Source organism: Janthinobacterium sp. PSPC3-1 (assembly GCF_049896105.1).
In the GTDB taxonomy this organism is placed as follows: domain Bacteria; phylum Pseudomonadota; class Gammaproteobacteria; order Burkholderiales; family Burkholderiaceae_D; genus Janthinobacterium.
In genome coordinates this window covers 13,818-37,026 of record NZ_JAFCTQ010000029.1, presented here as the reverse complement: position 1 = coordinate 37,026, position 23,209 = coordinate 13,818, and the positions used below count along the sequence as shown (strand labels likewise).

Genomic DNA, 23,209 nt, shown 5'->3' with positions numbered 1-23,209 from the left:
TTTCCTTCCCTTGGCGCGGCTATTTTTTCGCCGCCTCATGCAGTTCTCTCCAGTTCGCCACCTCGCGCCAGCCCAGGCGTTTGGCCGGCAGCGGTCCGCTGGCCACCTTGACGGCGGCCGCGCCGACCATGCCGGGCTGCACCACGGCAAACTGCTTGCGTCCTTCGGCACGTCCGGTGGCGCCCGCCACACCCACCTGGCTGCCCACTTCCAGCAATTGCGGCGGCGCGCGCGCCAGGCCGTCCAGCAGCTTGCCGGTTTCCTCGCCCGCCTGCACCGTGCCGACGGCATCGGCCGCAAAACCGCTCAGCACATCGAGCACATACAGGCGCGTTGCCGGCCTGCTGCAAGGATCGCGGCCCGGCAGCACGGTATTGAACACCACCTTGCCTGCCGCCAGCACGGCGGCGTGCACGCTGCGCTCACCGTTTTTTTCCGTGCCAACAAAATCCAGGTGCCAGCCATGCCTGGCGCCACCGCCCGTGTAGTGCAAGGGTTCGCCATCGATGGCAAGGCTGCCTGTGTCCGCCACCACGCCTACCTTGCGCATGGCGAGATCGTCGCGGCCGCGCGTCGGCGTTTGCTCGTTCAGGTCGTCATGCACGGCGTAGAACGATTGCGGCAGCAAGGCGGCCGGCCACGTATCCAGCGATTCCACCAACTTGCCGGTGCCGAACAGCAGCAGATAGCCGCCCCCCGGCGCATACGCCACCTTCAATTGTTGCGTCACGGCCTGGCGCCGGCCCTGCGCATCGCGTGCGACAAACACCAGCTTGCGCCCTGTTTCATCTTTCCACGGCGGCCCGGTGCCCATGTCGATGCGCCAGATATTGCCTTGCAAGTCGCCGGCATACAGATAGCTCAGCGCGCCGTCATTGCCCGCCACCAAGGCCGGCGGCGCCAGAGCATAGGCTCCCACTGCGCCTTCTTCATCGCGCACGGGTACTTTCAGCCGGTGGTAATTGCTGCCCAGCAGCCACGGCGCGCCGGCCGGCTTGTCCAGCGCCAGCAGGAAGATGGCGGCCGCCGGGCTGGCGGCGGACGTATCCTTGCCATCGTCCTGCGTGTTGTTATAGCCGCTGGACACCACCACCATGTCGCGATACACCGGCTTGCCCTGCTTGCCGCCCACGTTCAGCCGCGCAAAGCCCGGTGGCGCGCGCAAGTTGCCGATGATGGCATCGTCGCGGTCGCCAAATTCCCATAGCGCGCCCTCCTGCGCAAAGCGCGCCGGGTCAGTGATGTCGAGCGCAAACAGGCCTTGCGCGCCGGCGCCCATGCTTGACGCCAGCACGGTTTTCCAGCGGCCCGCCACCAGCACCTCCGCACTGGCCGCCGCGCCATCGAGCAAGGGGCCGCCTTCGTCACCGGTGCCGCCGGCCAGCGCCGCCCTGGCCAGCAAGGCTTGCGGCAAATACGCAAACAATTCGCTGCCGTCGTTGGCGTCCACGCCATGCAGCAGGCCGTCACCGGTGCCCAGGTAGAGCATCTTGCGCCGCTGCTGGCCGCGCTGGCGGTGCTGCAAATAATCCAAGCCAGGCAAGCCCAGCGCTGGCGTGCCGACATGGACCAGATTGCCGTGCGGCGCAGCCGCCAGGGCGCCCGCACGTCGCCGTAAAAAGCCGCCGGGCCGGCCCACCTCGTGCGTGCGCTCGCCCAGCAGATAGTCGAGCCGCGCTGGTCCCAGGCCGTCGCCGCGCGGATCAAACATGCGCCGCTGTTCCGTATCAAGGCGATCCCAGGCCAGCGGCGTCAAGCCGCCCCGCGCATCGAGCGTATGGACAGGGCGATTCGGCACCGAGCCACCGATCTGCCATACCGGCTTGCCGGCCACCACGCCGCCGTCAGCGCCCAGGTGGAAAGCGTCGCGCGACACGCGCATGGCGCCATCGGCCAGGTTGATCTGCGACTGAAACCAGTAGGCCTGTTCCGCGCCGCTGGCCAGCGCCATCAGTGACGGCCCTGCAATGGTGGCAGCCACCGTGGCGCGGCCCGCCTGGACAAAGGCGGCGCGCAACAGCGCGATCAGGGCCTGCGGATCGCCGCCAGGCAGATAGTGGCTGGGCCAGCGGCCATCCACGCTCCATTCGGCGTAAAAGTCGCCCGCCATGGCGCGAAACGGATTGCCATCGCCATTCTCGTCGACAAAGCCGCCATACTTGGCTGCCAGCAGCAGCGGCGACGGAGAAATGTAACCCTCGCCCCTGGCTGCCATGGCCAGCAGCTCGCCCGCATAATGGTCGACCGGCCCGCCTCCCAGCCGCAGCGCGTGGCGATGCGACCAGTAGGCCAGGCCGGCCGCATAAAAGCTGCCACCGTGTACGCCATGATCGAGCCGGTCGAGCGCCGCCAGGCCCGGCAGCGGCTGGGGATTGCCGCCAGCGCCATCGCTTTCCAGCGCCCCGACGGCCCGCGTCCAGGCCATTACATCCAGCGGCGGCGTGACATAGGCATCCACGCCACGCGCACGCTCACTTGCGTTTGCCGCTGGAATATGGCCGGGCACATAGCGGTCCAGGACGCCCCCCGCATCGCCCAAGGTGATCACCACCTGCCGCTGGCAACTGGCCTGTTGCGGATCGCTCCACGATGTCGCCCCGGCCGCTGCGCTGGCCTGTCGACCCTGCAGATAGCGCAGCGATTCGTACAGCAATTCGGCTTGCGGCGCGGCCGCCGCGTACGCACCGAGGTGCGCGTCGTCACTGCGTCCCTGCGTGTTGATATGGGCGATCACTGCGTTGGCGCCCGCATACACGCCCGTCACCGGATGCCACTCGGTATCGGGATTGTCTTGCGGCAGGAAATCGGGCGCCGCCCAGCGTTGCGCGCCAGCATAAGACAGCGGCGCCTGCAGCACGCCGCCATACGCCGCCTCCCCGCTCGCATGGCCGAAAACGCCAACACGCAGGCGGCCACCATGGCGCTGCAGCGCGCCCGCCGGCTTGACATTTTTACCGTAAGCCAGGCACAGGTCGGGGCGCGACAAGCCTTCGGTACCGTCGCATACCTGCACCCGCGCCAGGAAAGCGCCAAGCGCACCGGCCTTGCCAGGCGCATCGCAACTGCCGTCAAGTGGCTGGGCACCGTCGCCGAACAGCAGCTTGTTGCGGCACGAGACGATCGCCAGTTGCCCGACCGTAAACGGCGTGGCCTCGCGCACGCCTGCGCGCAAGATCTTGCGGGGAAAATGATCAGGATGGGCGTAAAAGTCGATGCCAAACTGGCCGTCCGGCAAATAGGCACGCTGTAACACCGTCTTGCGCACTTCATCTATCACACGGTCGCCGCCCGTCAAGGCGTAGCGCACGATATCGAGCAGGCTGGCGCCGGCCCAGTTTAAAAAATTGCCGCTGAAGCTGTCGCCACCGCAGCCATGCCGCGCATCGGCCGCCTTGCTGACGGAAAAGTAGGCGGTGGACAAGCGCCAGTCCGGCACAGTGACGCCATCGCTGCTGCGGTAGGGATAGCCGTAGCACATGCGCGCATCGAAATAGCCGGCATAGGCGTAGCCGGGATCGTAATCACCAGCATAAGCGGCGCCGGCTGAAGCGTGGGACAAGGAGAGATTGAGCAGCAGGTTGGGCGGCACCCTCGCGCCATGGAGCCCCGTGTCCGCGCGCGACAAATCGACCAGCGGCGATGCGGCAAATACCTGAGCACCGGCCACCAGCCACAGCAGCAGAACAAGCAGCCAACGCGCCATCATGGCGTTTCCCCCGGCGCCTGCTTCCTGTAATAAGTTTGCAGCACCACCTGCGTATCCTCCTGCGCGCCAAAGCCGATGGCGGTGACGCGGTACAGATAGCCGGCGCCGGACGGCAGGCCGACCGGTGCGCCAGCGGGCGCGCCGGCCTCTTCGCCGGGCGGGTGAAACGGCAGCAATTCGATCATGTAGCGCGGCTTTTTGAATGGCAGGAAGCCCTGCCCCGTCTGCATCGCCGCGCCCGTGAACTGGCCGTAGGCCACCGTGCCGGAGTCCGCCACGCCCAGGTCGGTGCTGAGCCAGACGGGCGGCGTGCCGCTGGCGGCCGGCAGGCACAAGCCTGGTTCGCCCTTGCAAGCGGACGCAAAGCCGGCCGCGCTGCTTGGTGCAAACAGCGCGCTGCGGCCAGGCAGCCCGGGCAAGCCTTCGATATCGTGCTGTGCATCCATCAATGCCTCCTCGGCGGCCTGGAAAGCGATATGCCGGTCGCGCTCGCCGCGCGCCGCCTTTTCTCCGTGCAAGGCCATCTGCGCGGCAGACACGCCCAGCAGCAAGATGGCCACCAGCAGGCATAGCGCGAACACCAGGGTCGCGCCGCGCTGACGCGCCCAAAAGTATTCAGGCGGGGCCATTGCGCAGCATGATGGTCGCTTGCACCAGCTGGCGCAAACGGCCGCGCTGGGCGGGCGGCAAGCCGGCCGGCACGATGCGTACGCCGGGGTCTTGCGCGCCATGCGCGTCCGCATACGCCGGGCCGAACAGGTCGAATTGCGCCGGGCCGGCATCGTCGCCCGCATTGCCCGCAGTACCAGCACCGTGCAGCAGCAGGGCCACGCGCACGCTGGCGACACGCTTCCAGTGCGTGCGGCGCTGGAAATCACGCTCGCGCTCGGCTTCGCTGGCGCCCACCAGCACCAGCGCCGCGTCGCGTGCGTCGAGGCTGCTCGCGTTCACATACTGGTTGGCCACGCCATCGGGCGGCGTATCGGTATCGAGGCCGTACAGCACCTGGAAACTGTCGACGCCACGGATCAGCGCGTCGGCGCCCCAGCCACTACCGCTGGCACTGCGATACTTGCAGCGCAGTTCCGCTTCGCCGTCGCCGCCTTCGTCCTGCGCCACATAGAAAATGCTCCAGCCGCGCTGGGCCTCGGTACTCGCAGCGCCGACGCCAAAGCCGGCACAATTGAGCACGGCGCCATCGCCGCCTGTTCCCTCGCCGGTGCCGTAAAAACGCAGGGCCAGCACGTCGCTGCCGTTGACGCTGCCCGCCAGGGGCGCGGCGATGCCGTCAGTATTCTTGCCCAGGCCGCGCGCGTCCAGGCCGGCGATATTGGCGCTGTCGTGCGCCGCATGCATCAAGGGTGCGGCGCTGGCGTCCCAGTTCACCCACGCCGTCTGGCGCAGCGCCCGCGCGATGGCGTCAAAGGCATAGCGGCCATTGTCGGCCAGGCGCGCCGATTCCACCTGATCCATATAGCTGCGGCTGCTTGACAGCAGCACCGCGCTCGAGGCCAGCATCAGCATGGCGCCCAGGCCCAGCGCCACCAGCAATTCGACCAGGGTCATGCCGACCTGGCGCGGCGCGTGGTACCTCATGGCGCCCCCGCCGCCAGTTGCATGGCGATTTTCGGCATGGCAGGCTCCTGCGCGGCACGGTCCCTGGCCTGCCGGCCGCGCCAGCCCAGCTTGATGACGACCGGCGCACCGCTGCCGCCGCTGCAGCTCCATTGCAAGCCCTGCGCGGCCGCGTCCCAGGCCAATGCATCGCGGCAGATGCGCAAGCGCGCGCCCGGCAAGTCCTTGCGCAGTTGCTGTTTCCATTCGGCGATATCGAATTGCGCCAGCTGCGCGGCGCTGCAGGCGGTGTCGCCGAGACAGGCCGGCGCGCCGCCAGGCTCATCAATTGGCCCCGCCTGGTAGTCGAGGCCCAGATAGGGGTTATCGGCATCGGGCAATTGCAGCTGGGCGCTGTTGGCGCGCATGCGCTCGGCCATGCTGGCCGCCAGTTGCATGGCCGTCGACAGCAGGGCCGATTCATGGCGCGCACGCAGGGACGACAATTGCATCGCGCTGCCGCTCAACAGGCCCACGGCCAGCAGCAACAACGCGACCAGCACTTCAACCAGGGTAGTGCCTTGGGTATGAACAAGATGGCGCATGCATGCCTCCCGCTTGCAGGGAAAGGAAGAGGTGCGGCCAGGATCAGCCAGCCCTGCTACACGATAGGCGTGGCGGCGGGGTCAGGCATGAGACAGCGCAAAGCTATGCGGGAATAGAGAAAAAAAGCGGCTACTGAATTGATCAGGCCGCTTGCTGGAAGAAAACAACTGTGGTGCTTGAACTTGACACTTAAACTTTGCGCGGCTGGCCCACTTCGGCGATCGCGTCCTGGAACTCGGCCAGGTCTTCGAAATTCTTGTAGACGGAGGCAAAGCGGATATAGGCGATCTTGTCAAGGCGCTTGAGTTCCTGCATCACCAGTTCGCCGATATAGCCGGAATCGACTTCGCGCTTGCCGCTGGTCAGCAGCTTTTCTTCGATGGTGGCGATCGCCATGTCCAGCGAGGCGGCCGCGACGGGGCGCTTGCGCAAGGCCAGCATCAGGCTGCCGCGCAACTTATCCGCAGCGAACTCCGTCCGGCTGCCGTTCTTTTTGACCACGGCCGGCATGATCAGTTCAATCCGTTCATAGGTGGTAAAACGCTTGTCGCATTTGCCGCAACGGCGCCGGCGGCGGATGGCGTCGCCTTCCTCGGATACGCGCGTATCGAGGACCTGGGTCTCGTCATGGTGGCAGAATGGACATTTCATGGGCAGCGGCACAGCCTTTTAGTTCAACAAATGGAGCGCGGGCGCCCGGATACACTCAGGGCGCCCGCGGGCACGGCTGGAATGTGTCATCCAGAATCTTACTCTGGAAGACACATACTGGACAAATAATTATGCAGCGTAGACCGGATTGGCATCGGCCAGCACCTTCACGGCCGCTTTCACGCGCTCGATGGTGGCGGCGTCATGCGGGTTGTCCAGCACGTCGGCGATCAGGTTACCCACTTGCACCGCTTCGGCTTCCTTGAAACCGCGCGTCGTCATCGCCGGGCTGCCCAGGCGAATGCCCGAGGTGACGAATGGTTTTTGCGGGTCGTTCGGGATGCCGTTCTTGTTGCAGGTGATGTGCGCGGAACCGAGGATGGCTTCGGCTTCCTTGCCCGTCAGGTTCTTGGCGCGCAGGTCGACCAGCATCACGTGCGATTCGGTGCCACCGGACACGATGCGCAGGCCGCGCGAGATCAGCGTCTTGGCCAGCGCGTCGGCGTTCTTCACGACCTGCTTCTGGTATTCGACAAACTCGGGGCTCAGCGCTTCCTTGAAGGCAACTGCCTTGCCGGCGATCACGTGCATCAGCGGGCCGCCCTGGATGCCGGGGAAGATGGCCGAGTTGATGGCTTTTTCGTGCTCGGCCTTCATCAGGATGATGCCGCCGCGTGGGCCGCGCAGCGACTTGTGCGTGGTCGAGGTGACGAAGTCGGCGAACGGCACCGGGTTCGGGTACAGGCCGGCGGCGATCAGGCCGGCGTAGTGGGCCATGTCGACCATGAAGTAGGCGCCCACTTCTTTCGCCACTTTCGAGAAGCGTTCGAAGTCGATCTTTTTCGAGAACGCCGAGGCGCCGGCGATGATCAGTTTGGGCTTGCGTTCACGGGCCAGGCGTTCCATGGCTTCGTAGTCGATATCTTCCTCGGCCGTCAGGCCGTAGGAGACCACGTCAAACCATTTGCCGGACATGTTCAGCGGCATGCCGTGGGTCAGGTGGCCGCCTTCGGCCAGCGACATGCCCATGATCAGGTCGCCCGGTTTCAGCATGGCGAAAAACACGCCCTGGTTCGCTTGCGAGCCCGAGTTCGGCTGTACGTTGGCCGCTTCGGCGCCGAACAGTTGCTTGACACGGTCGATGGCCAGCTGCTCGGCCACGTCGACGTATTCGCAGCCGCCGTAGTAGCGCTTGCCTGGATAGCCTTCGGCATACTTGTTGGTCAGCTGCGAGCCTTGCGCTTCCATTACGGCTGGCGAGGTGTAGTTCTCGGACGCGATCAGTTCGATATGGTCGTGCTGGCGCGTGTTTTCTTTTTGAATAACGGCGAACAGTTCAGGATCGACGTTGGCGAGGTTGTGATCTTTTGCAAACATGTAAAAACTCCAAAGATGTGGGTGCTTTGTACTGGCAGGGATCGAATGAGGGGAGCCGGCGTTAACTGAATAACAACAACGGAAAGGCAGCCTCTTCGCGCAATTCCATCGGTGGGCTGCCCAGGCGAACGGCTGATGAAATCTCACGTTTCCCGGTGGATGTCCACCTTTCGCCGGCAATGATCGCACCAAAATGGGGATAATTGCAGCTTTTCGCCAGTCACGTGAGACGTAATGGAAGCCAAATTGTAAGTTAAGTACCCAAATTGAGCAAGGAAAGCAGCGCAGCCGCCGCGCTGCGGCTATAATCGCCGCGCATAAAACCGCGACAGCCGATGACAGGCCACTCTGCGGGGAAAAGTTGCTATTGCTTAAGCTGCGCTTAAACCTGGCAAGGCCATGTAAGCGTATGTTACGGGGCTTGTCATTGTACTCAGCCAGCTGGGATTATGCTGCGGTGCAATGTCAAGTACTATTCACATGGCTTTTCGGCAAGCGCTTTCCGTCATGATAAGAAAAATCGCGTAAAATGTTGCTCAATCTCACTACTGGCGCCATGAACATGCCTTCAGTCTTTAACTGGGACGTCCGGGTCTATTATGAAGACACCGACGCCGGTGGCATCGTCTACTACGCCAATTACCTGAAGTTTTTCGAACGCGCGCGCACGGAATGGCTGCGTGGTATCGGCGTTGGCCAGCAAGAATTGCTGGAGCAGCACGACGCGCTGTTCGTGGTCAAAAGCGTCAGCGCCGACTATCATGCGCCAGCCAAACTCGATGACACGGTAAGATTGACTTTAAGCATAGCCAAAATGGGACGCGCTTCCATCGTTTTCCTGCAGCAAGCCTGGCGTGGCGAGACCCTGCTCAATACCGCCCAGGTCAAGATCGGCTGCGTCGACTCAAGCATGCGCCCGCGCGCCGTACCTGACGCCGTGGCCGAGCGCATGCGCGCCGCCTGAACCACCCCGCCACTCCCGGATAATTCACCACAGACTGCCTGCCAATGAACGTTACACAAGATCTTTCTTTCCTCGCGCTCATCACCAACGCCCACCTGATCGTGCAACTGATCATGGCCCTGCTGCTGCTGATCTCCCTGACCAGCTGGACCTATATCTTCCGCAAGATGTTCGCCGTGCGCGCCGCGCGCAAGCAGACCATCGAATTCGAACGCAGCTTCTGGGCCGGCGGCAACCTGCATGCGCTGCACCAGAGCGCCAGCGGCAACCGCGACCAGAGCGGCGCGCTGGCCCGCATCTTCGACGCCGGCATGGGCGAATTCATCAAGGGCAAGGCCTCGTACGGTTCGCGCGAAGCGCTGGACGTCGGCGCCGTGCTCGACGGCGCCCGCCGCGCCATGCGCGCCGCCTTCCAGCGCGAGATGGACGTGCTCGAATCGCACCTGGCCTTTTTGGCGTCGGTCGGTTCCGTCTCGCCCTACATCGGCCTGCTCGGCACCGTGTGGGGCATCATGAACGCCTTCCGCGGCCTGGCCAACGTGCAGCAAGCCACCCTGGCGGCCGTCGCACCGGGGATTGCCGAAGCGCTGATCGCCACCGCCATCGGCCTGTTCGCGGCCATCCCTGCGGTAGTCGCCTACAACCGCTTTTCGCACGATATCGACCGCCTGGCGATCCGTTTCGAAAGCTTCGTCGAAGAATTCTCCAACATCTTGCAGCGCCAGTCGCGCTAACAGGAAGGACTGCTGATGGGTTCCTCATTCAATAGCGGCGGCATGCGGGGCGGCCGCGGCCGCAAGTTCAAGTCGGAAATCAACGTCGTGCCGTATATCGACGTGATGCTGGTGCTCCTGATCATCTTCATGGTGATGCCGTCGTCCAACAACCCCAGCGTGGTGGACTTGCCGAACGCGGAAAAGACCACCAAACCGCCCGATGACTATATCCAGATCGTGCTGAAACCGAACGGCTCGCTGTCGATCGGCGTGATCGGCAAGGAACAGCTGGCGCCGGAAACCGAACCGAACCGCGACGCCCTGCTGCGCAATCTGCGCGGCCTGCATGAAAGCAATCCGGATTATCCGGTGCTGATCGCCGGCGACAAGGAAAGCAAGTATGACGATGTGATCCAGCTGATTTCGGAAGCGAAAAAGATGGGCATCAACCGCGTCGGCCTGGCCACCAAGTAAGCGCAAGCGCAACCACGAACCTGACGTTTTAAAGACCGAACTTTGCAGACGAAACCTACCGACCATGTACTCGGCGTCCCTTACCGGGTGCCGCGCGAACGCAGCCGCTGGCCCTCGCTGGGCCTGGCGCTGGCGATGCATCTTGGCCTGCTCTTTTTCCTGTGGGTCGGCGTACACTGGCAAAATACGGAACCGGTGGCGGTCGAAGCGGAAGTGTGGGACCTGAAAGTGCAGGATGCCGCGCCGCCGCCGGAAGTGACGACGGCCCCCGAGCCGACGCCTGCGCCGACACCAACCCCGCCGCCCGAGCCGGAAGTGGAAACGCGGCCACCGCCGCCGCCACCGGTGGCCGCGCCCGAGCCCAAGGTCGACCCGCGCGAGGCGGAAATTGCGCTCGAACGCAAGAAGGCCAAGCTGAAGGAAGAGAAAGACAAGGCGGCCGCCGAAGAGCGCCGCAAGCAGGAAGCGAAGGAACGCGAGGAAGAAAAACGCGAACTGGACAAACAGAAGCAGAAAGAGAAAGACAAGGCCGAGAAACTGGAAAAAGAAAAGGCCGACAAGCTGGAAAAGGCGAAGAAGGACAAGGCCGACAAGGAAAAAGCCGAGAAGGCGGAAAAAGCGGCGGAAGAAAAAGCCGAGAAGGAAGCGGCCAATAAAAAGGCGGCGTCTGAAAAGGCGGCCAAGGAGAAAAAAGCTGCTGAAGAGAAAAAAGCTCTTGAGAAGTCACGTGCTGACAATCTGAACCGCATGATGGCGCAAGCAGGCAATGGCACCACGGGCACGGCCGAGAAAGCGACCGCGCCACGCAAGGACAGCGGCTATGTCGCTGCCCTGACGAGCAAGATCAAGGGCAATATCGCGTACAGCGGTAGCACCGACGTGCCGGGCAACCCGCGCGCCGTGTTCAAGATCGAGCAACTGCCAACTGGGGAAATTATTTCTGTCCGAAAGATCAAGAGCAGCGGACTGCCGGCGTATGACAGCTCGGTGGAAAATGCCATTAAAAAATCGTCTCCCCTGCCGAAGAAAAAAGACGGCACGGTGGAACGCGAAATTGAACTCATATTCGAGATGAAGGAATAGCCAATGATGATCATGAAAAAAATGAGTTACGTGGTGCTGTGCGCCGGCCTGCTGCTGGGAGCGTCAAGCGCCCAGGCCCAGCTGCGCGTGGAAATTACCGGTATCGGCAGCAACCAGATCCCGGTCGCCATCGCCAACTTCGCCAACGAATCGGCGGCGCCGCAATCGCTGTCCGGCATCATCAAGGCCGACCTGGCGCGCAGCGGCGTGTTCAAGATTATCGATGGCGCGGAAATGTCGGAAACGGCGCCCGTCAGCTACGACCAGTGGAAGTCGCGCGGCGCCGACGCGCTGGCGGCCGGCAGCGTGCAGGCCCTGGCCGATGGCCGCCTGGACGTGCGCTACAAGCTGTATGACACGGTCAAGAGCGCCCAGCTGTCGAGCATGAACAATGCGGCCGCGCCGCAGTTCAACCGCTTGCTGGCGCACAAGATCGCCGACGACATCTATGAAAAGCTGACCGGCACCAAGGGCGCCTTCGCCACCCGCATCGCCTACGTGACGCAAACCGGCCGTGAATACCGCCTGGAAGTGGCTGACGCCGACGGCGAAGGCATCCAGGTCGCGCTGCGCTCGAACGAGCCGATCATTTCGCCGTCGTGGTCGCCGGACGGCACCAAGGTGGCCTATGTGTCGTTCGAAAAGAAAAAACCGATCGTCTACGTGCAGAACCTGGTGACGCGCCAGCGCACCATCGTCTCGAATGAAAAAGGCAGCAACTCGGCGCCGAGCTGGAGCCCGGACGGCTCGCGCCTGGCCGTGGCCCTGTCGCGCGACGGCCACACCCAGGTGTACACCGTCAATGCCGATGGCAGCGGCCTGCGCCGCGTCAGCAACAGCAGCGGCATCGATACCGAGCCGCAATTCTCGGCCGATGGCCAGAGCATTTACTTCACCAGCGATCGCAGCGGCGGACCACAGATCTACCGCATGTCGACCAGCGGCGGCGAAGCCAAGCGCGTGACGTTTGGCGGCTCCTACAACATCAGCCCGCGGATCTCGTCCGACGGGAAGACACTTGCTTATATTTCCCGTCGCGACGGCAATTTCCAGCTCTACGCGCTCGACCTGGCTAGTGGCCAGGAACTGCGCCTGTCGGACACCGCCAACGACGAATCACCGAGCTTTTCGCCCAACGGGAAATATATCATGTACGCGACCGAATCCGGACGACGCAAGTCGCTGGCAGTGGTATCGGTGGATGGCCGCGTCAAGCAGCGTTTGACTACGCAAGCTGGCAATATCAAGGAGCCCACCTGGGGTCCTTTCATGAAGTAAATGCTGTACAGTTGCACCTTTAACCATTGACCCGGAGAATATAAAAATGAGTAACTTCAAAAGCCTGGCATTCATCGCCGCCGCCGCTACCCTGCTGTCCGCTTGCAGCACCCCAGTGAAACTGGCAGAAACCCCGGTCGTCGAGCGCGCTCCTGAAAAAGCCGCCCCGGCACCAGTTGACACCCGTCAAGTTCAGCCAGTGACGACCGGTTCGGTCGATCCGCTGGACGATCCAAAAGGCGTGCTGGCCAACCGTAGCGTCTACTTCGACTTCGACAAATACGTCGTGCGCGAAGCCGACACCGCCGTGGTACAGAACCACGCCGGCTACCTGGTGAAAACCCCAGCCCGCAAGATCCTGATCCAAGGTAACACCGATGAACGCGGCGGCGCAGAGTACAACCTGGCCCTGGGCCAGAAACGTGCTGAAGCCGTGCGCAAGTCGCTGTCGGCCCTGGGCGTGTCGGAAGGCCAGATGGAAGCCGTATCGCTGGGCAAGGAAAAGCCTAAAGCACAAGGCAGCAACGAAGCAGCATGGGCTGAAAACCGCCGCGCTGACATCGTTTATTGATCGTTTGCCAGCTGACCGGCCAGGCGCGGCAAGCTTGTCGCTTGCCTGGCGCCAGTCACAGGCATAATAATGGGGCGCTGCGCGGAATTCCGCCCGGCGCCCTGTTTGCATGTATGCGTAACTTTTGAAAGCCCGACCCATGATGACATTCTCGAAAGCCGGCCTCGCCGCCGCCTTGATGGCCGCATTCGCCTATCTGCCCCTGCACGCCAACGCAGCCCTGTTCGACGACGACGAAGCCCGCAAGGCCATCCTGGAGCTGCGCAGCAAGGTCGATGCACTGGCACGTGACCTGACCGAGCGTCTCGACGCCAAGGCCGACAAGACCAGCACCCTGTCCCTGATCAACCAGCACGACCAGACCATGCAGGAGATCGCCCGCCTGCGCGGCCAGATCGAAGTGCTGGGCAATGAACTGGCCAATACGCAAAAACGCCAGAAAGATTTCTATACCGACCTCGACGCCCGCCTGCGCAAGCTCGAGCCGCGCCAGGTCACCATCGACGGCCAGGAAGCGGCCGTCGGCGTGTCCGAGCAAACCTCGTACGACACCGCCTTCGGCGTGTTCAAGTCGGGCGACTACAAGGCCGCCGCCACCGCGCTCGACGCCTTCGTGAAGCGCTATCCGGAATCGGCCTACGCGGCCAATGCGCAATACTGGCTGGGCAACGCCTATTACGCCCAGCGCGACTGCAAGAGCGCCATCAGCGCCCAGCAAGTGGTGCTGAAGAACTACCCCGACAGCCCGAAAGCGCCCGACGCCATGCTCAACATCGCCAGCTGCTACACCGAGCTGAAAGACAAGGCCAACGCCACCAAGACCCTGAACGCCCTGATCGCGCGCTACCCCGACTCCAGCGCCGCCCAGACCGCCAAGGAACGCGGCGGCAAGAAGTAAGTTGAGATGCAATCGGGGGAAAAAGTTGCCGGCAGCGTTTGACAGAATCCCGGCCACCCCCTATAATCTTTCTTCTTCGGGTCGTTAGCTCAGCTGGTAGAGCAGCGGACTTTTAATCCGTTGGTCGCAGGTTCGAATCCCGCACGGCCTACCACGAATACGCAGTCCTGATCTGCTTGCAGAATTTATCGCAAGCATTTTTTTACTGCACAGTGTTACCGAAGTTGTTGTAAAAAGTTTTTGGGTCGTTAGCTCAGCTGGTAGAGCAGCGGACTTTTAATCCGTTGGTCGCAGGTTCGAATCCCGCACGGCCTACCAAATACTCAGGAAAGCCCACGAATTTACGTTCGTGGGCTTTTTTGTTTTCCGCTCGTGTATGAGCTTTGCCATCGTCCGATGGCAAAGCTCGCACAAACTTATTCCACCCCCGGTATATCCGTATTGTGAAACTTGCTCATCCCCACCACCCGCGTATTGCTGTCCGAGTAGCTCAGCTCGACCTTGTCGCCGGGCCTGGTCAGCACCAGTTCTTCCGATAAATCAGAACTGCCGGTAAAGATCGTGCCCAGGGTCTTGTCGCCTGTGTTGAGGGTGATGTAGTACATGGTCTGGTTGTTGCGGAATTCGGCGGCGATGCGCACTACCGCGCCCTTGACCGCCATCTCGCGCGCTTCGGTGCCGATGTCGGCGGCGACGCGGTTGCTGGAACGTTTGGACTGGTAGCTGCGCAGGGTGGCGTTCAGGGTGTCGGCCACGCCGATGATCTGGTTGTTGCGCATGTCGACCATGCCGAAGGCGCGCGAGACGCCCTGCACGTCGCGCAGCGCCATCACATAGGTCGGCGCGCCATTGACCAGGAAGGGCAGCGGATTGGTGGCCTTGTAGTGTTTTTCGGGGTTGACGTTTTCCACGGCGTGGGCGGCGGTGTCCTGCGACACGGACGGCACCTTGAACCAGCGGACCACCTTGGTGCGCGAGTCGACAAAGTAAAAGCCGGACAGGCCGTTGTTCTTGCCTTTCGAGGTCATGCCGCCGACCCAGTACGGGCGCTGGTCCGAACCGTACACCAGGTCCAGCACGCCATCGACGCGCAGGCGTCCTTCGTTGTTCAGGTTGATATAGCCGTGCACGTATTCGCCGCGGTCCTGCATCTGCTCGAGGATGAATTCCTCTGCCTGGATGCGGTCCACCCAGGCCGGTTCCGCGCCCATCTTGTAGCGCTTGACCTCGCCGCTCACGGCATTGACGGTGATGATGCCGCTCGACTCGCTGCCTGAAAAGCCCACCTTGTGCTCGTACACCGTGCCGACGTAATACGGCACGCCGTTGTCATCGATTTCCGGTTCGAAGTCGGTCAGGCCGACGGTGGTATTGCCCGACAAATAGGCGTGCCGCTCGACGTAGTCGCCGAAATAGGCCGACTGCAGATAGCGTAGCTTCAAGGGCTTGCCATCGAGCTCCATCACCAGCTTCACATCCGCCGGGTCATGCGCCGACACCACCAGGTAGCCCGGCGTGGCGCCATCCGCAAACCATTTGAAGAAGCCGCTGTGTTCGAGGAAGGCCACCCACACCAGCTTGTCTTTCACCAGTTGTTTCACCGGCGTGCCGACCGCGACTTGCGATCCGAGCGAGGCGATTTCCGACAGGCGCTTTTGCATGGCCTGCAAGGCCATGTCCTGCGACACCAGCGGCGCCTGCTCGATATCGATCGGCGGCAAGGCGTCGTGGAAATTGGCCGGCGTTTCCGTGCCCAGCATCTTGTAATAGGCGTTCGCATGCAGGATCGGCGCGCTGGTCAGGAACACGACCGCGCCGAACAGCACGGCCAGGAACAGCCATAGCGCGGCGATACTCTTGCGGCCCATCAGGACGACCGCCGGCAAGGCTGCGATCAGGACAACGACGTAGATGCCGGCAAAGTCGAAGCCCAGGGTCGGCGCCTGGAAATAGCCGAGCACCAGCAGCAGCAGGACGGACAACACCAGGCCGACGATGCGTGCCGGGCCGCGCTGGGCCACCCGGCCTCGCATGGCGATATTTTTGTAGAAAACGGACATATTGAACTGGAGTTGACTGTTAGCAAGTTCTACAGCATAGCATCTTGCTCACAGTCAGCATCAAGTCCAGGCCTTGCCCGACTACGACGGCGCCGCATCTCCCCGCACCGCCGCCTCGATCGCGGCCACGTCGATCCTGCGCATGCCCATCATCGCCGCGAAGGCGCGCCGGGCGACTTCGCCGCCTTGCGCCATGGCGTCCGTCAGCACGCGCGGCGTGATCTGCCACGATATGCCCCACTTGTCCTTGCACCAGCCGCATTCGCTTTCCGCGCCGCCATGCCCGACGATGGCGTTCCAGTAGCGGTCGGTTTCTTCCTGGTCATCGGTGGCGATCTGGAACGAGAAGGCTTCGTTATGCTTGAAGGCGGCGCCGCCATTGAGGCCGATGCAGGCGACACCGCAGACGGTGAATTCGACCACCAGCGCGGTGCCGGCCTTGCCGCCCGGGTAGTCGGACGGCGCACGGTGGATCGCGCCGACGGCGCTATCTGGAAAGGTGCGGGCGTAAAAGTTCGCGGCCTCTTGCGCGTCATGGTCGTACCAGAGGCAGATCGTGTTCTTTGCCATCATGATTCTCCTTGAAGGTGACCATAATGTACAAGACCAGCGCCGCGCGTGCCTGCACCTTACGGACAAGCAAGCGTGCGCCGTTCAAGCCGCGCTCAAACCGATACCGGCCGCACCAGCACCTTGCCCACCAGCGACTGCACCACCCTGCCCAGCGGCACTTCCACCCGGCGGTGGAAGGCGGCGCCGGCGCCCAGGCTGGCGGCCCAGGCCGTCAGCATGCCCAGCGCCTGCCATTCCGGCTGCAGCGGCGCGAAGCGGATAAACGCCGTGTTGACCAGCAGGCTGACGGGAAAGTGGATCAGGAACACGGCATACGAGATACGGCCCAGGCCATTGATCAGGGGCCAGGCACGTTCGCCGGACGCGACTTGCATGCGCCCGCACAGGAACAGCACGCATGCCACCGCCAATGCCAGTTCGATGCGGCTGCGAAACTCCACCGCCAGCGCCAGCCAGGCCGGCACCACCAGCAGCAGCATCAGCACCAACACGGCGCCGGCCTTGCGGCGCGGGTCGCCGGCCCACCAGGCCAGCATGCCCAGCCCATAGCTGCCGAAGAAATACGGCGCCCAGTTGTCCCAGTCCGCGTCCAGGTTGAAGTACAGCAGCGACGCCGCCACGCCGCAGGCAACGATGGCCGGCACCAGCCATGGCAGGCGCCGCTCGCCGGCAATGCGGCCCGCGCCCCAGAACACCAGCGCGGCCAGCGCATACAGCTGGAAGTCGATCGCCACATACCAGGCGCCGGCCGACAGCGATTCATAACCGAGCACGCCATGCAGCAGCAGCGCATGGGCGACGATCTGGCCGACACTGGCCGGCGCCGAAATCGAATCGTGCAGCATCACGCCGGAGGCGAGCGCATTGGCCAGCGCCGCGATCAGGGTGGCGGCGATAAAGGGCGGCGCCAGCTTGGCATAGCGGCGCCAGATCGCCGACAGGGGCGACGGCGCCAATCCGGGCAAGCCGCCGGGCGCCAATGACTTGGCGGCCAGGAAGCCGCCGATCACCAGGAACACCTGCACGGCGATGCGCGCACTGTCGCCCAGCCAGTCGATCAGCGCCGGCCACATGGGCTGCACCAGATCCGACATCGGTCCGTAAAACGCCAGGTGGTGCAATACGATCAGTTGCGCCGCGCCCGCCTTTAACACATTGATCCAGCCAAACTGCGGACGATGGTCTGGGTCCGCTTGAACTGCCTTTGCTGCCGTCATGCCCTATCCTTGCCTTGCCAGGTACTTCTCGCCGCCAGCCGCGCGAACTGGCGCGGGGACGATGATTTTCCCGAGAGGCCGACATGATAGCCGAGCTGAACGATGAGGTGACGCGCGGTTGCTTGCTGGAACTAATCTTTGCGCGAAAAATCGGCCCGCATCAGGGTCTGGATCATGCTGCCGCCCTGCTCGTTGGCGCGCACCGCCACCGCCATGCCCGGCATCACGAACACCACGCCCTGCTGCGGCTCCAGGGTGTTGAGCAGCTGCTCGAGCCCGCGCGCCAGCGATGTGGGGCGCTGCAGTTTTTCCGCCAGCTGCGCCGCGCACTTGTCGTCATTGCCGCTGCGGGGCGGACATTGATCGACACGCACGAAGGGGATCTTGCTGTCCTGCAGGCGCGCGGACAATTGCGCGACGATGGCTGCCGGTGGCGCAGCAAGATACAGATGATAGGAAGCCGCGCTGCAGCAATTATTCGACAGCAGCAACAGGCTGACCGGCGCGCCAAAGGCCATGGTGTCCGCTGACGGCACATAGGCAAACGGCGGCGCATGGGCCGCGTCGCTGGAATACGTCTTGCGCAGCTCGGCAGCGCTGGCGGCGCGCCAGCCCGGCAGGCAGGCGGCGTTGGCGGCGGCGAAGCAGGTGCGATAGCCTGACTGCTCATCGATAAACAATTGCTCGACCACCTTGCGCCCGCCCGCCGCGCCAAGGACGATATCCTTGGGCAGCACGTCCCAGCTGCCGGCACCATTCTTGCGCCAGGCAAGCGCCGTACGCGACCAGGCCCATAACGGTTCGTAGGGGTTGGCTTCCTCGTCGGCTTGCCGGGCCAGGTAAGTCCGCGGCAAGGCTATCGGTTCGCGCCGCTTGCCATCGCCATCGATCACCATCACGACCGATGGCGCGGCTTCATCGTCAACATAGGCAAACGACTTGCCATCGGGCGATACCGACGCCAGCGCACGCAGTTGCAGGCTCTCGCCATCATCGAGCGCACGCGGCAAGACGATGGTCTGGACCGGAAAAGCGCTGACGAGGAAGCCGGGCAACTGCTGGCCGGGAAAGTAGCGGCTGCTTTTCGACCAGGGGAAGCCGTGTGGATACTTTGCGGTGCCCCGGTAGCCGTCTATGGAGGGAGCAATTTTTTCGACCACCGGCTTGCCGTCCCGTTCGCGCACCAGCGCCAGCACGCCGGACTCGTCTTGTAATTTGGCAAAATAGACGGGTATGTGGAAGTCGGTCCAGCGTTCGATGGCGTCGGTATGCTTGACAAGCACTTGCGCGCCATGGATCAGACGCATCGAGTGCTGCTCGGTGGACATCAGCGAGCCGCCGCCCTGGCGGTATTCGATCGACAAGACCGTGAACTCGTCGTACGGCAAGGCCATGGTGACCTTTTCGCCGCGTTCCAGCACATCGGCGTAGCGGCCCGTGGGCGGCTCCGTAAAAGGATTGCAGCCCGCCAGGACCAGCAGTGCGGCGCCCCACCAGTACAACCGTGCGCGCATTTTCATGTGGTGTCAGCCTTCGGATGATTGCTGCAGGATCGCCGCCAGCAAGCCCGGAAAGCGGCTGTCCATGTCGGCCCGTCGCAGCTTGTTCATATGGGTGGTGCCGGTGTTTTCGGTCCACACCAGCCCCGCTTCGCGCAGCACCTTGAAGTGATGCGAGACAGTCGACTTGGGCCGGCCGCCGTCGAGGTCGCCACAGGCGGCCGCCTCCACGCAGGCCAGGTGCTGCACGATGCCCAGGCGGATCGAATCGCTGAGCGCGTACAGCACGCGTTCGAGCACGAATTCGCTGGCGGCAGGATGTTTGTGTGGTCGCATGAGCGGAATCATACACCATGCGCTATACTCCTTCCATTCTTCGAAAACTTTCGAAGTACCGAACCACCCAACATTTTTTCGCAAAGGCCACCATGTCCGCCCTGTTCCAGCCCTACCACCTGAAAGATATTACCCTGCGCAACCGTATCGCCGTGCCGCCGATGTGTCAGTACATGGCCATCGACGGCCTGGCCAATGACTGGCATCTGTCACACTACGCCGGCATGGCGCGTGGCGGCGCCGGCCTGGTGATCGTCGAAGCGACGGCCGTCTCGCCGGAAGGCCGCATCACCCCCGGCTGCACCGGCATCTGGAGCGACGCGCTGGCACAAGGTTTTGCGCCGATCGTCAAGGAAATCAAGAAAGCCGGCGCCGTGCCCGGCATCCAGATCGGCCACGCCGGCCGCAAGGCCAGCGCCAACCGCCCATGGGAAGGCGACGACCATATCGCAGAAGGTGATCCGCGCGGCTGGCCAACCATCGCGCCGTCCGCCATCGCGTTTGGCGGCGGCCTGGGCAAGGTGCCGCGCGCCATGACCCTGGACGATATCGCCCGCGTGCGCCAGGACTTCGTCGATGCCGCCCTGCGCGCGCGCGAAGTCGGCTTCGAATGGCTGGAGCTGCATTTCGCCCACGGCTACCTGGGCCAGAGCTTCTTTTCGGCCCATTCCAACCAGCGCGACGACATCTATGGCGGCAGCCTGGAAAACCGCAGCCGCTTCCTGCTCGAAACCCTGAAGGCCGTGCGCGAAATATGGCCCGAGCACCTGCCGCTGACGATCCGTTTCGGCGTGATCGAATTCGACGGCCGCGACGAGGAAACGCTGTTAGAGTCGATCGGCCTGGTGCGCCAGTTCAAGGACGCCGGCATGGACATGATCAGCGTCAGCATGGGCTTCACCATTCCCGACACGACGATCCCCTGGGGCCCGGCCTTCATGGGCCCGATCGCCGAACGCGTGCGCAAGGACGCGGGCGTACCGGTCTCGTCGGCCTGGGGCTTCGGCACGCCAACGATCGCCGAGCAAGTGGTGCAGGACGAACAGCTGGACGTGGTCATGGTCGGCAAGGCCCACCTGGCCAACCCGCACTGGACGTATTTCGCGGCCAAGGAACTGGGCCTGCCACGCGCCTCGTGGACCATGCCGGCGCCGTACGCGCACTGGCTGGAACGCTACTGACCCTCGTTCGCCTTGCCCTTGGCCTCGAATCCCTCCAGCGGCAATTCCGGCAGGAACAGCAAGGCGAACAGTCCCACCAGCAGCAGCACCGCGCCGGCGCCAAACACGCTGGCGATCGCATGGCGGTACACCTCGACGGTCTGCGCCGCCGCGTGCGCCCCCAGCGCCGACACCGCCTCCACGCCATGCGCATGCAGCTGGCGCGCGAGGATGGCGCCGGACGCCGTCACGCCCAGCAGTCCCCCTAGCGAGCGGAAGAAGGCCAGCATGGCGGTGCCGACCCCGCGCCGCGACAAGGGCAAGGCATTTTGCACCGCAATCGTCATGTTCGGCATCACCAGGCCGAGACCCGCGCCGAGGAAAAAGATGGCCGGCTCGATCACCCAGTAACCCTGCGCCGTTTCCATCGCCCAGGCCAGCACGCCGAAGGCGGCCACCGCCACGCCCAGGCCCACCACCTGCACCATCTTGTACTTGCCCGAACGCGACAGCACGCGGCCGTTCAGCAGCGACGACAGCACCAGCCCCACCATCATCGCCACCGTCATCACGCCCGATTCGGCCGGACTGGTCCCCATCACCAGCTGGAAAAACAGCGGAAAGAACACGCTGGCACCCATCAGGCCCATGAAGGTCATGGCCATGACCAGGCTGGCGATGTTGAAAGTGCGGTTCAGGAACAGATCGGGCGGCAGCACCGGCTCGTCGACCCGGCGCACATGCAGCAGCAGCCAGGCCGCCATCAGCACGGCCAGGCCGGCGCTGAGCTTGACCGCCAGGCCATCCCACGGCCACTCGGTGCCGCCCAGCGCCAGCACCAGCAAGGCGGCCGTGATGGCGCCGGTCAGCAGCACCGAACCCAGGTAATCGATCTTGTGCGCGTGCGCCTTGACCGGTTTGCGCATCGCCTTGGCGATAATATAAAAGGCCACCGCGCCGACCGGCAGGTTCACATAGAAAATCCAGTGCCACGAGAGCGCATCGGTAATCACGCCGCCCAGCACCGGCCCCAGCACGCTGGTGACGGCAAACACGATCGGCACCATGCCCTGCCGCTTGCCCCGCTCGGCCGGCGGCACGATGTCGCCGATAATGATTTGCGCCAGCGGCATGAAGCCGCCCGCCCCCAGGCCCTGGATGGCGCGGAAGATGATCAGTTCCGTCATGTTCTGCGCCAGTCCGCACAGCACCGAGCCCAGCAAAAAGGTCAGCAGCGCGGTAAAAATCATGGGACGCCGGCCATACTGGTCGGCCAGCTTGCCGTACAGCGGCATGGTGGCGGTCGACGCCAGCACATAGGCGGTCACCACCCACGACAGATGGGCCATGCCGCCCAGATCATCCACGATGCGCGGCAAGGCCGTGGCGACGATGCTCTGGTCCAGCGCGCCCAGGCCCAGCACGGCCATCAGGCCGATATACACGGCGCGCACTTCGCGTTCGGTGATGGGGGCGGCGGTGTGTTTGCTTGTATCGTTCATGGTTGTTCCGATTCGAATAGGCCAGGCTTGGCAGGAAACCTGAAGGCCTCGACAAAGGCCGAAAATGCGGGCGACGCCTGGCGCCGGTTCGGGTAGTACAAATGAAAGCCCTGGAAGCGCGGACACCAGTCCGGCAGGATTTCCCGCAGCCGGCCATCGGCCAGGTAGGGCGCGACCAGCTCTTCCGGCACATACGCCAGGCCGATGCCGTCGAGCGCCGCATTCAGGACATGCATGGTGCTGTTGAACACCAGCTGCCCTTCCACTTTCACGCTGAAGGCCTGGCCATCCTTTTCGAATTCCCATGCATAGATGGCGCCGGCTGGCCGGTGCCGGATATTCACGCAGGCATGGCCGGTCAGCCCGTACGGCGTCGCGGGCGCTGGATTTCGCTCGAAATAGGCCGGCGAGCCGACCACCATCAAGCGCCAGTCAGGGCCGATCCGGGTGGCGATCATGTCCTTGCTGACCGCTTCGCCCATCCGTATGCCGGCGTCGAAGCGCTGCTCGACCACATTCGTAAAGCCGTAGTCCACATAGAACTCCAGCGTGATATCCGGGTAGTCGCTCAGGAACGCAGCGAGCTTCGGGCGCAGGCACAACTCGATCTGGTCGTCGGTGCAGGACACGCGGATGGTGCCGCTGGGCTTGTCGCGCAACTCGCCCAGCGCTTCCAGTTCCGCCGTGATCTGCTCGAACAGCGGCGCAATCGAGCGCATCAAACGCTCCCCTGCCTGCGTCGGCGCGACATTGCGCGTGGTGCGGGCCAGCAGCCGCACCCCCAGCCGCTCTTCCAGCGCACGCATGGCATGGCTGAGCGCGGAAGGGCTCACGCCCAGCCGGGCCGCCGCCCTGGTAAAGCTCTGGTCCTGCGCGACCGCCAGGAAGGCTTGCAGATCATGGATTTTGGTGTGCGACATTGCTGAATTTTTTTCACAATAACATCCGGATTGTACCCACTAATCAAAGTACCTCGCTTCCTTC

21 protein-coding genes, 2 tRNA genes and 1 riboswitch are annotated in these 23,209 nt (G+C 63.6%); of the genes, 10 read left to right on the top strand and 13 right to left on the bottom strand.

Going from position 1 to position 23,209, the window contains the following annotated elements:
- Positions 1 to 19 precede the first annotated feature (19 nt).
- The 6 genes from ACP7B7_RS23810 to glyA all read right to left on the bottom strand — a co-directional run bounded on the left by ACP7B7_RS23810 (position 20) and on the right by glyA (position 7,894).
- Complete coding sequence (locus ACP7B7_RS23810) at positions 20 to 3,706, bottom strand: pilus assembly protein (protein WP_426078349.1); 3,687 nt, start codon at positions 3,704 to 3,706, stop codon at positions 20 to 22.
- The gene (locus ACP7B7_RS23805; protein WP_426078348.1) at positions 3,703 to 4,335 is read right to left on the bottom strand and encodes a pilus assembly PilX family protein; all 633 of its coding nucleotides are present in this window, start codon (positions 4,333 to 4,335) and stop codon (positions 3,703 to 3,705) included. Before ACP7B7_RS23805 ends, ACP7B7_RS23810 begins: the two co-directional genes overlap by 4 nt.
- Positions 4,322 to 5,302 carry a PilW family protein gene (locus ACP7B7_RS23800; RefSeq protein ID WP_426078347.1) on the bottom strand — a complete coding sequence of 327 codons (981 nt, stop codon included), beginning with the start codon at positions 5,300 to 5,302 and terminating at the stop codon, positions 4,322 to 4,324. The genes ACP7B7_RS23805 and ACP7B7_RS23800 overlap by 14 nt, the downstream gene beginning before the upstream one ends.
- A complete protein-coding gene (gene pilV, locus ACP7B7_RS23795; protein WP_426078346.1) occupies positions 5,299 to 5,865 on the bottom strand; it encodes a type IV pilus modification protein PilV in 567 nt (188 codons plus the stop codon). Before pilV ends, ACP7B7_RS23800 begins: the two co-directional genes overlap by 4 nt.
- A 190-nt stretch (positions 5,866 to 6,055) precedes the next feature.
- A complete protein-coding gene (gene nrdR / locus ACP7B7_RS23790; RefSeq protein WP_308922370.1) occupies positions 6,056 to 6,517 on the bottom strand; it encodes a transcriptional regulator NrdR in 462 nt (153 codons plus the stop codon).
- 129 nt (positions 6,518 to 6,646) lie between these two features.
- Complete coding sequence (glyA, locus tag ACP7B7_RS23785; RefSeq protein ID WP_308922371.1) at positions 6,647 to 7,894, bottom strand: serine hydroxymethyltransferase; 1,248 nt, start codon at positions 7,892 to 7,894, stop codon at positions 6,647 to 6,649.
- A gap of 111 nt (positions 7,895 to 8,005) precedes the next feature.
- Positions 8,006 to 8,128, bottom strand: a riboswitch (ZMP/ZTP riboswitch).
- A 328-nt stretch (positions 8,129 to 8,456) separates the two neighbouring features.
- Between glyA and ybgC the strand changes: the two genes are divergently transcribed.
- The 9 genes from ybgC to ACP7B7_RS23740 all read left to right on the top strand — a co-directional run bounded on the left by ybgC (position 8,457) and on the right by ACP7B7_RS23740 (position 14,196).
- Positions 8,457 to 8,858, top strand: a complete 402-nt coding sequence (ybgC, locus tag ACP7B7_RS23780; protein ID WP_426078345.1) for a tol-pal system-associated acyl-CoA thioesterase — start codon at positions 8,457 to 8,459, stop codon at positions 8,856 to 8,858.
- Positions 8,859 to 8,902: 44 nt separating this feature from the next.
- Positions 8,903 to 9,592, top strand: coding sequence for a protein TolQ (gene tolQ / locus ACP7B7_RS23775; RefSeq protein ID WP_308922373.1), 690 nt, complete (start codon positions 8,903 to 8,905; stop codon positions 9,590 to 9,592).
- Between the two features lie 15 nt (positions 9,593 to 9,607).
- A complete protein-coding gene (locus ACP7B7_RS23770; RefSeq protein ID WP_308922374.1) occupies positions 9,608 to 10,048 on the top strand; it encodes an ExbD/TolR family protein in 441 nt (146 codons plus the stop codon).
- Positions 10,049 to 10,090: 42 nt separating this feature from the next.
- On the top strand, positions 10,091 to 11,131 hold the full coding sequence (gene tolA, locus ACP7B7_RS23765) for a cell envelope integrity protein TolA (protein ID WP_426078344.1): 1,041 nt from the start codon (positions 10,091 to 10,093) through the stop codon (positions 11,129 to 11,131).
- Positions 11,132 to 11,143: 12 nt separating this feature from the next.
- Positions 11,144 to 12,409, top strand: coding sequence for a Tol-Pal system beta propeller repeat protein TolB (tolB, locus tag ACP7B7_RS23760; protein ID WP_426078369.1), 1,266 nt, complete (start codon positions 11,144 to 11,146; stop codon positions 12,407 to 12,409).
- A gap of 46 nt (positions 12,410 to 12,455) precedes the next feature.
- A complete protein-coding gene (pal, locus tag ACP7B7_RS23755) occupies positions 12,456 to 12,980 on the top strand; it encodes a peptidoglycan-associated lipoprotein Pal (RefSeq protein ID WP_308922377.1) in 525 nt (174 codons plus the stop codon).
- A gap of 139 nt (positions 12,981 to 13,119) precedes the next feature.
- Positions 13,120 to 13,878, top strand: a complete 759-nt coding sequence (gene ybgF / locus ACP7B7_RS23750; RefSeq protein ID WP_308922378.1) for a tol-pal system protein YbgF — start codon at positions 13,120 to 13,122, stop codon at positions 13,876 to 13,878.
- A gap of 78 nt (positions 13,879 to 13,956) precedes the next feature.
- Positions 13,957 to 14,032 (top strand) — tRNA-Lys (locus ACP7B7_RS23745).
- 88 nt (positions 14,033 to 14,120) lie between these two features.
- Positions 14,121 to 14,196, top strand: a tRNA-Lys gene (locus ACP7B7_RS23740).
- Between the two features lie 98 nt (positions 14,197 to 14,294).
- Here the strand turns inward: ACP7B7_RS23740 and ACP7B7_RS23735 are convergent.
- The 5 genes from ACP7B7_RS23735 to ACP7B7_RS23715 form a co-directional block, all read right to left on the bottom strand.
- Positions 14,295 to 15,938: a hypothetical protein gene (locus ACP7B7_RS23735; protein ID WP_426078343.1), complete on the bottom strand. Its 1,644-nt coding sequence runs from the start codon at positions 15,936 to 15,938 to the stop codon at positions 14,295 to 14,297.
- An 81-nt stretch (positions 15,939 to 16,019) separates the two neighbouring features.
- A complete protein-coding gene (locus tag ACP7B7_RS23730; RefSeq protein ID WP_426078342.1) occupies positions 16,020 to 16,511 on the bottom strand; it encodes a VOC family protein in 492 nt (163 codons plus the stop codon).
- A 92-nt stretch (positions 16,512 to 16,603) separates the two neighbouring features.
- A complete protein-coding gene (locus ACP7B7_RS23725) occupies positions 16,604 to 17,728 on the bottom strand; it encodes an acyltransferase family protein (protein ID WP_308922388.1) in 1,125 nt (374 codons plus the stop codon).
- 131 nt (positions 17,729 to 17,859) lie between these two features.
- Positions 17,860 to 19,248, bottom strand: coding sequence for a hypothetical protein (locus ACP7B7_RS23720; RefSeq protein WP_426078341.1), 1,389 nt, complete (start codon positions 19,246 to 19,248; stop codon positions 17,860 to 17,862).
- 6 nt (positions 19,249 to 19,254) lie between these two features.
- Entirely contained in the window at positions 19,255 to 19,563 is a 309-nt protein-coding gene (locus tag ACP7B7_RS23715; RefSeq protein WP_308922390.1) for an ArsR/SmtB family transcription factor, read from the bottom strand.
- A 92-nt stretch (positions 19,564 to 19,655) separates the two neighbouring features.
- Between ACP7B7_RS23715 and ACP7B7_RS23710 the strand changes: the two genes are divergently transcribed.
- On the top strand, positions 19,656 to 20,744 hold the full coding sequence (locus ACP7B7_RS23710; RefSeq protein WP_426078340.1) for an NADH:flavin oxidoreductase/NADH oxidase: 1,089 nt from the start codon (positions 19,656 to 19,658) through the stop codon (positions 20,742 to 20,744).
- On the opposite strand, the gene ACP7B7_RS23705 is transcribed toward ACP7B7_RS23710, so the two are convergent.
- Positions 20,738 to 22,225: an MDR family MFS transporter gene (locus tag ACP7B7_RS23705; protein ID WP_426078339.1), complete on the bottom strand. Its 1,488-nt coding sequence runs from the start codon at positions 22,223 to 22,225 to the stop codon at positions 20,738 to 20,740. The genes ACP7B7_RS23710 and ACP7B7_RS23705 overlap by 7 nt on opposite strands.
- Positions 22,222 to 23,145, bottom strand: a complete 924-nt coding sequence (locus tag ACP7B7_RS23700; protein ID WP_426078338.1) for a LysR family transcriptional regulator — start codon at positions 23,143 to 23,145, stop codon at positions 22,222 to 22,224. The genes ACP7B7_RS23705 and ACP7B7_RS23700 overlap by 4 nt, the downstream gene beginning before the upstream one ends.
- Between the last annotated feature and the right edge of the window lie 64 nt (positions 23,146 to 23,209).

Bases quoted from the DNA above. Each gene is read 5' to 3' on its own strand.
- ACP7B7_RS23810 (WP_426078349.1), bottom strand. From the start codon at position 3,706: ATGATGGCGCGTTGGCTGCTTGTTCTGCTGCTGTGGCTGGTGGCCGGT.
- ACP7B7_RS23805 (WP_426078348.1), bottom strand. From the start codon at position 4,335: ATGGCCCCGCCTGAATACTTTTGGGCGCGTCAGCGCGGCGCGACCCTG.
- ACP7B7_RS23800 (WP_426078347.1), bottom strand. From the start codon at position 5,302: ATGAGGTACCACGCGCCGCGCCAGGTCGGCATGACCCTGGTCGAATTG.
- pilV (WP_426078346.1), bottom strand. From the start codon at position 5,865: ATGCGCCATCTTGTTCATACCCAAGGCACTACCCTGGTTGAAGTGCTG.
- nrdR (WP_308922370.1), bottom strand. From the start codon at position 6,517: ATGAAATGTCCATTCTGCCACCATGACGAGACCCAGGTCCTCGATACG.
- glyA (WP_308922371.1), bottom strand. From the start codon at position 7,894: ATGTTTGCAAAAGATCACAACCTCGCCAACGTCGATCCTGAACTGTTC.
- ybgC (WP_426078345.1), top strand. From the start codon at position 8,457: ATGCCTTCAGTCTTTAACTGGGACGTCCGGGTCTATTATGAAGACACC.
- tolQ (WP_308922373.1), top strand. From the start codon at position 8,903: ATGAACGTTACACAAGATCTTTCTTTCCTCGCGCTCATCACCAACGCC.
- ACP7B7_RS23770 (WP_308922374.1), top strand. From the start codon at position 9,608: ATGGGTTCCTCATTCAATAGCGGCGGCATGCGGGGCGGCCGCGGCCGC.
- tolB (WP_426078369.1), top strand. From the start codon at position 11,144: ATGAAAAAAATGAGTTACGTGGTGCTGTGCGCCGGCCTGCTGCTGGGA.
- pal (WP_308922377.1), top strand. From the start codon at position 12,456: ATGAGTAACTTCAAAAGCCTGGCATTCATCGCCGCCGCCGCTACCCTG.
- ybgF (WP_308922378.1), top strand. From the start codon at position 13,120: ATGATGACATTCTCGAAAGCCGGCCTCGCCGCCGCCTTGATGGCCGCA.
- ACP7B7_RS23735 (WP_426078343.1), bottom strand. From the start codon at position 15,938: ATGTCCGTTTTCTACAAAAATATCGCCATGCGAGGCCGGGTGGCCCAG.
- ACP7B7_RS23730 (WP_426078342.1), bottom strand. From the start codon at position 16,511: ATGATGGCAAAGAACACGATCTGCCTCTGGTACGACCATGACGCGCAA.
- ACP7B7_RS23725 (WP_308922388.1), bottom strand. From the start codon at position 17,728: ATGACGGCAGCAAAGGCAGTTCAAGCGGACCCAGACCATCGTCCGCAG.
- ACP7B7_RS23720 (WP_426078341.1), bottom strand. From the start codon at position 19,248: ATGAAAATGCGCGCACGGTTGTACTGGTGGGGCGCCGCACTGCTGGTC.
- ACP7B7_RS23715 (WP_308922390.1), bottom strand. From the start codon at position 19,563: ATGCGACCACACAAACATCCTGCCGCCAGCGAATTCGTGCTCGAACGC.
- ACP7B7_RS23710 (WP_426078340.1), top strand. From the start codon at position 19,656: ATGTCCGCCCTGTTCCAGCCCTACCACCTGAAAGATATTACCCTGCGC.
- ACP7B7_RS23705 (WP_426078339.1), bottom strand. From the start codon at position 22,225: ATGAACGATACAAGCAAACACACCGCCGCCCCCATCACCGAACGCGAA.
- ACP7B7_RS23700 (WP_426078338.1), bottom strand. From the start codon at position 23,145: ATGTCGCACACCAAAATCCATGATCTGCAAGCCTTCCTGGCGGTCGCG.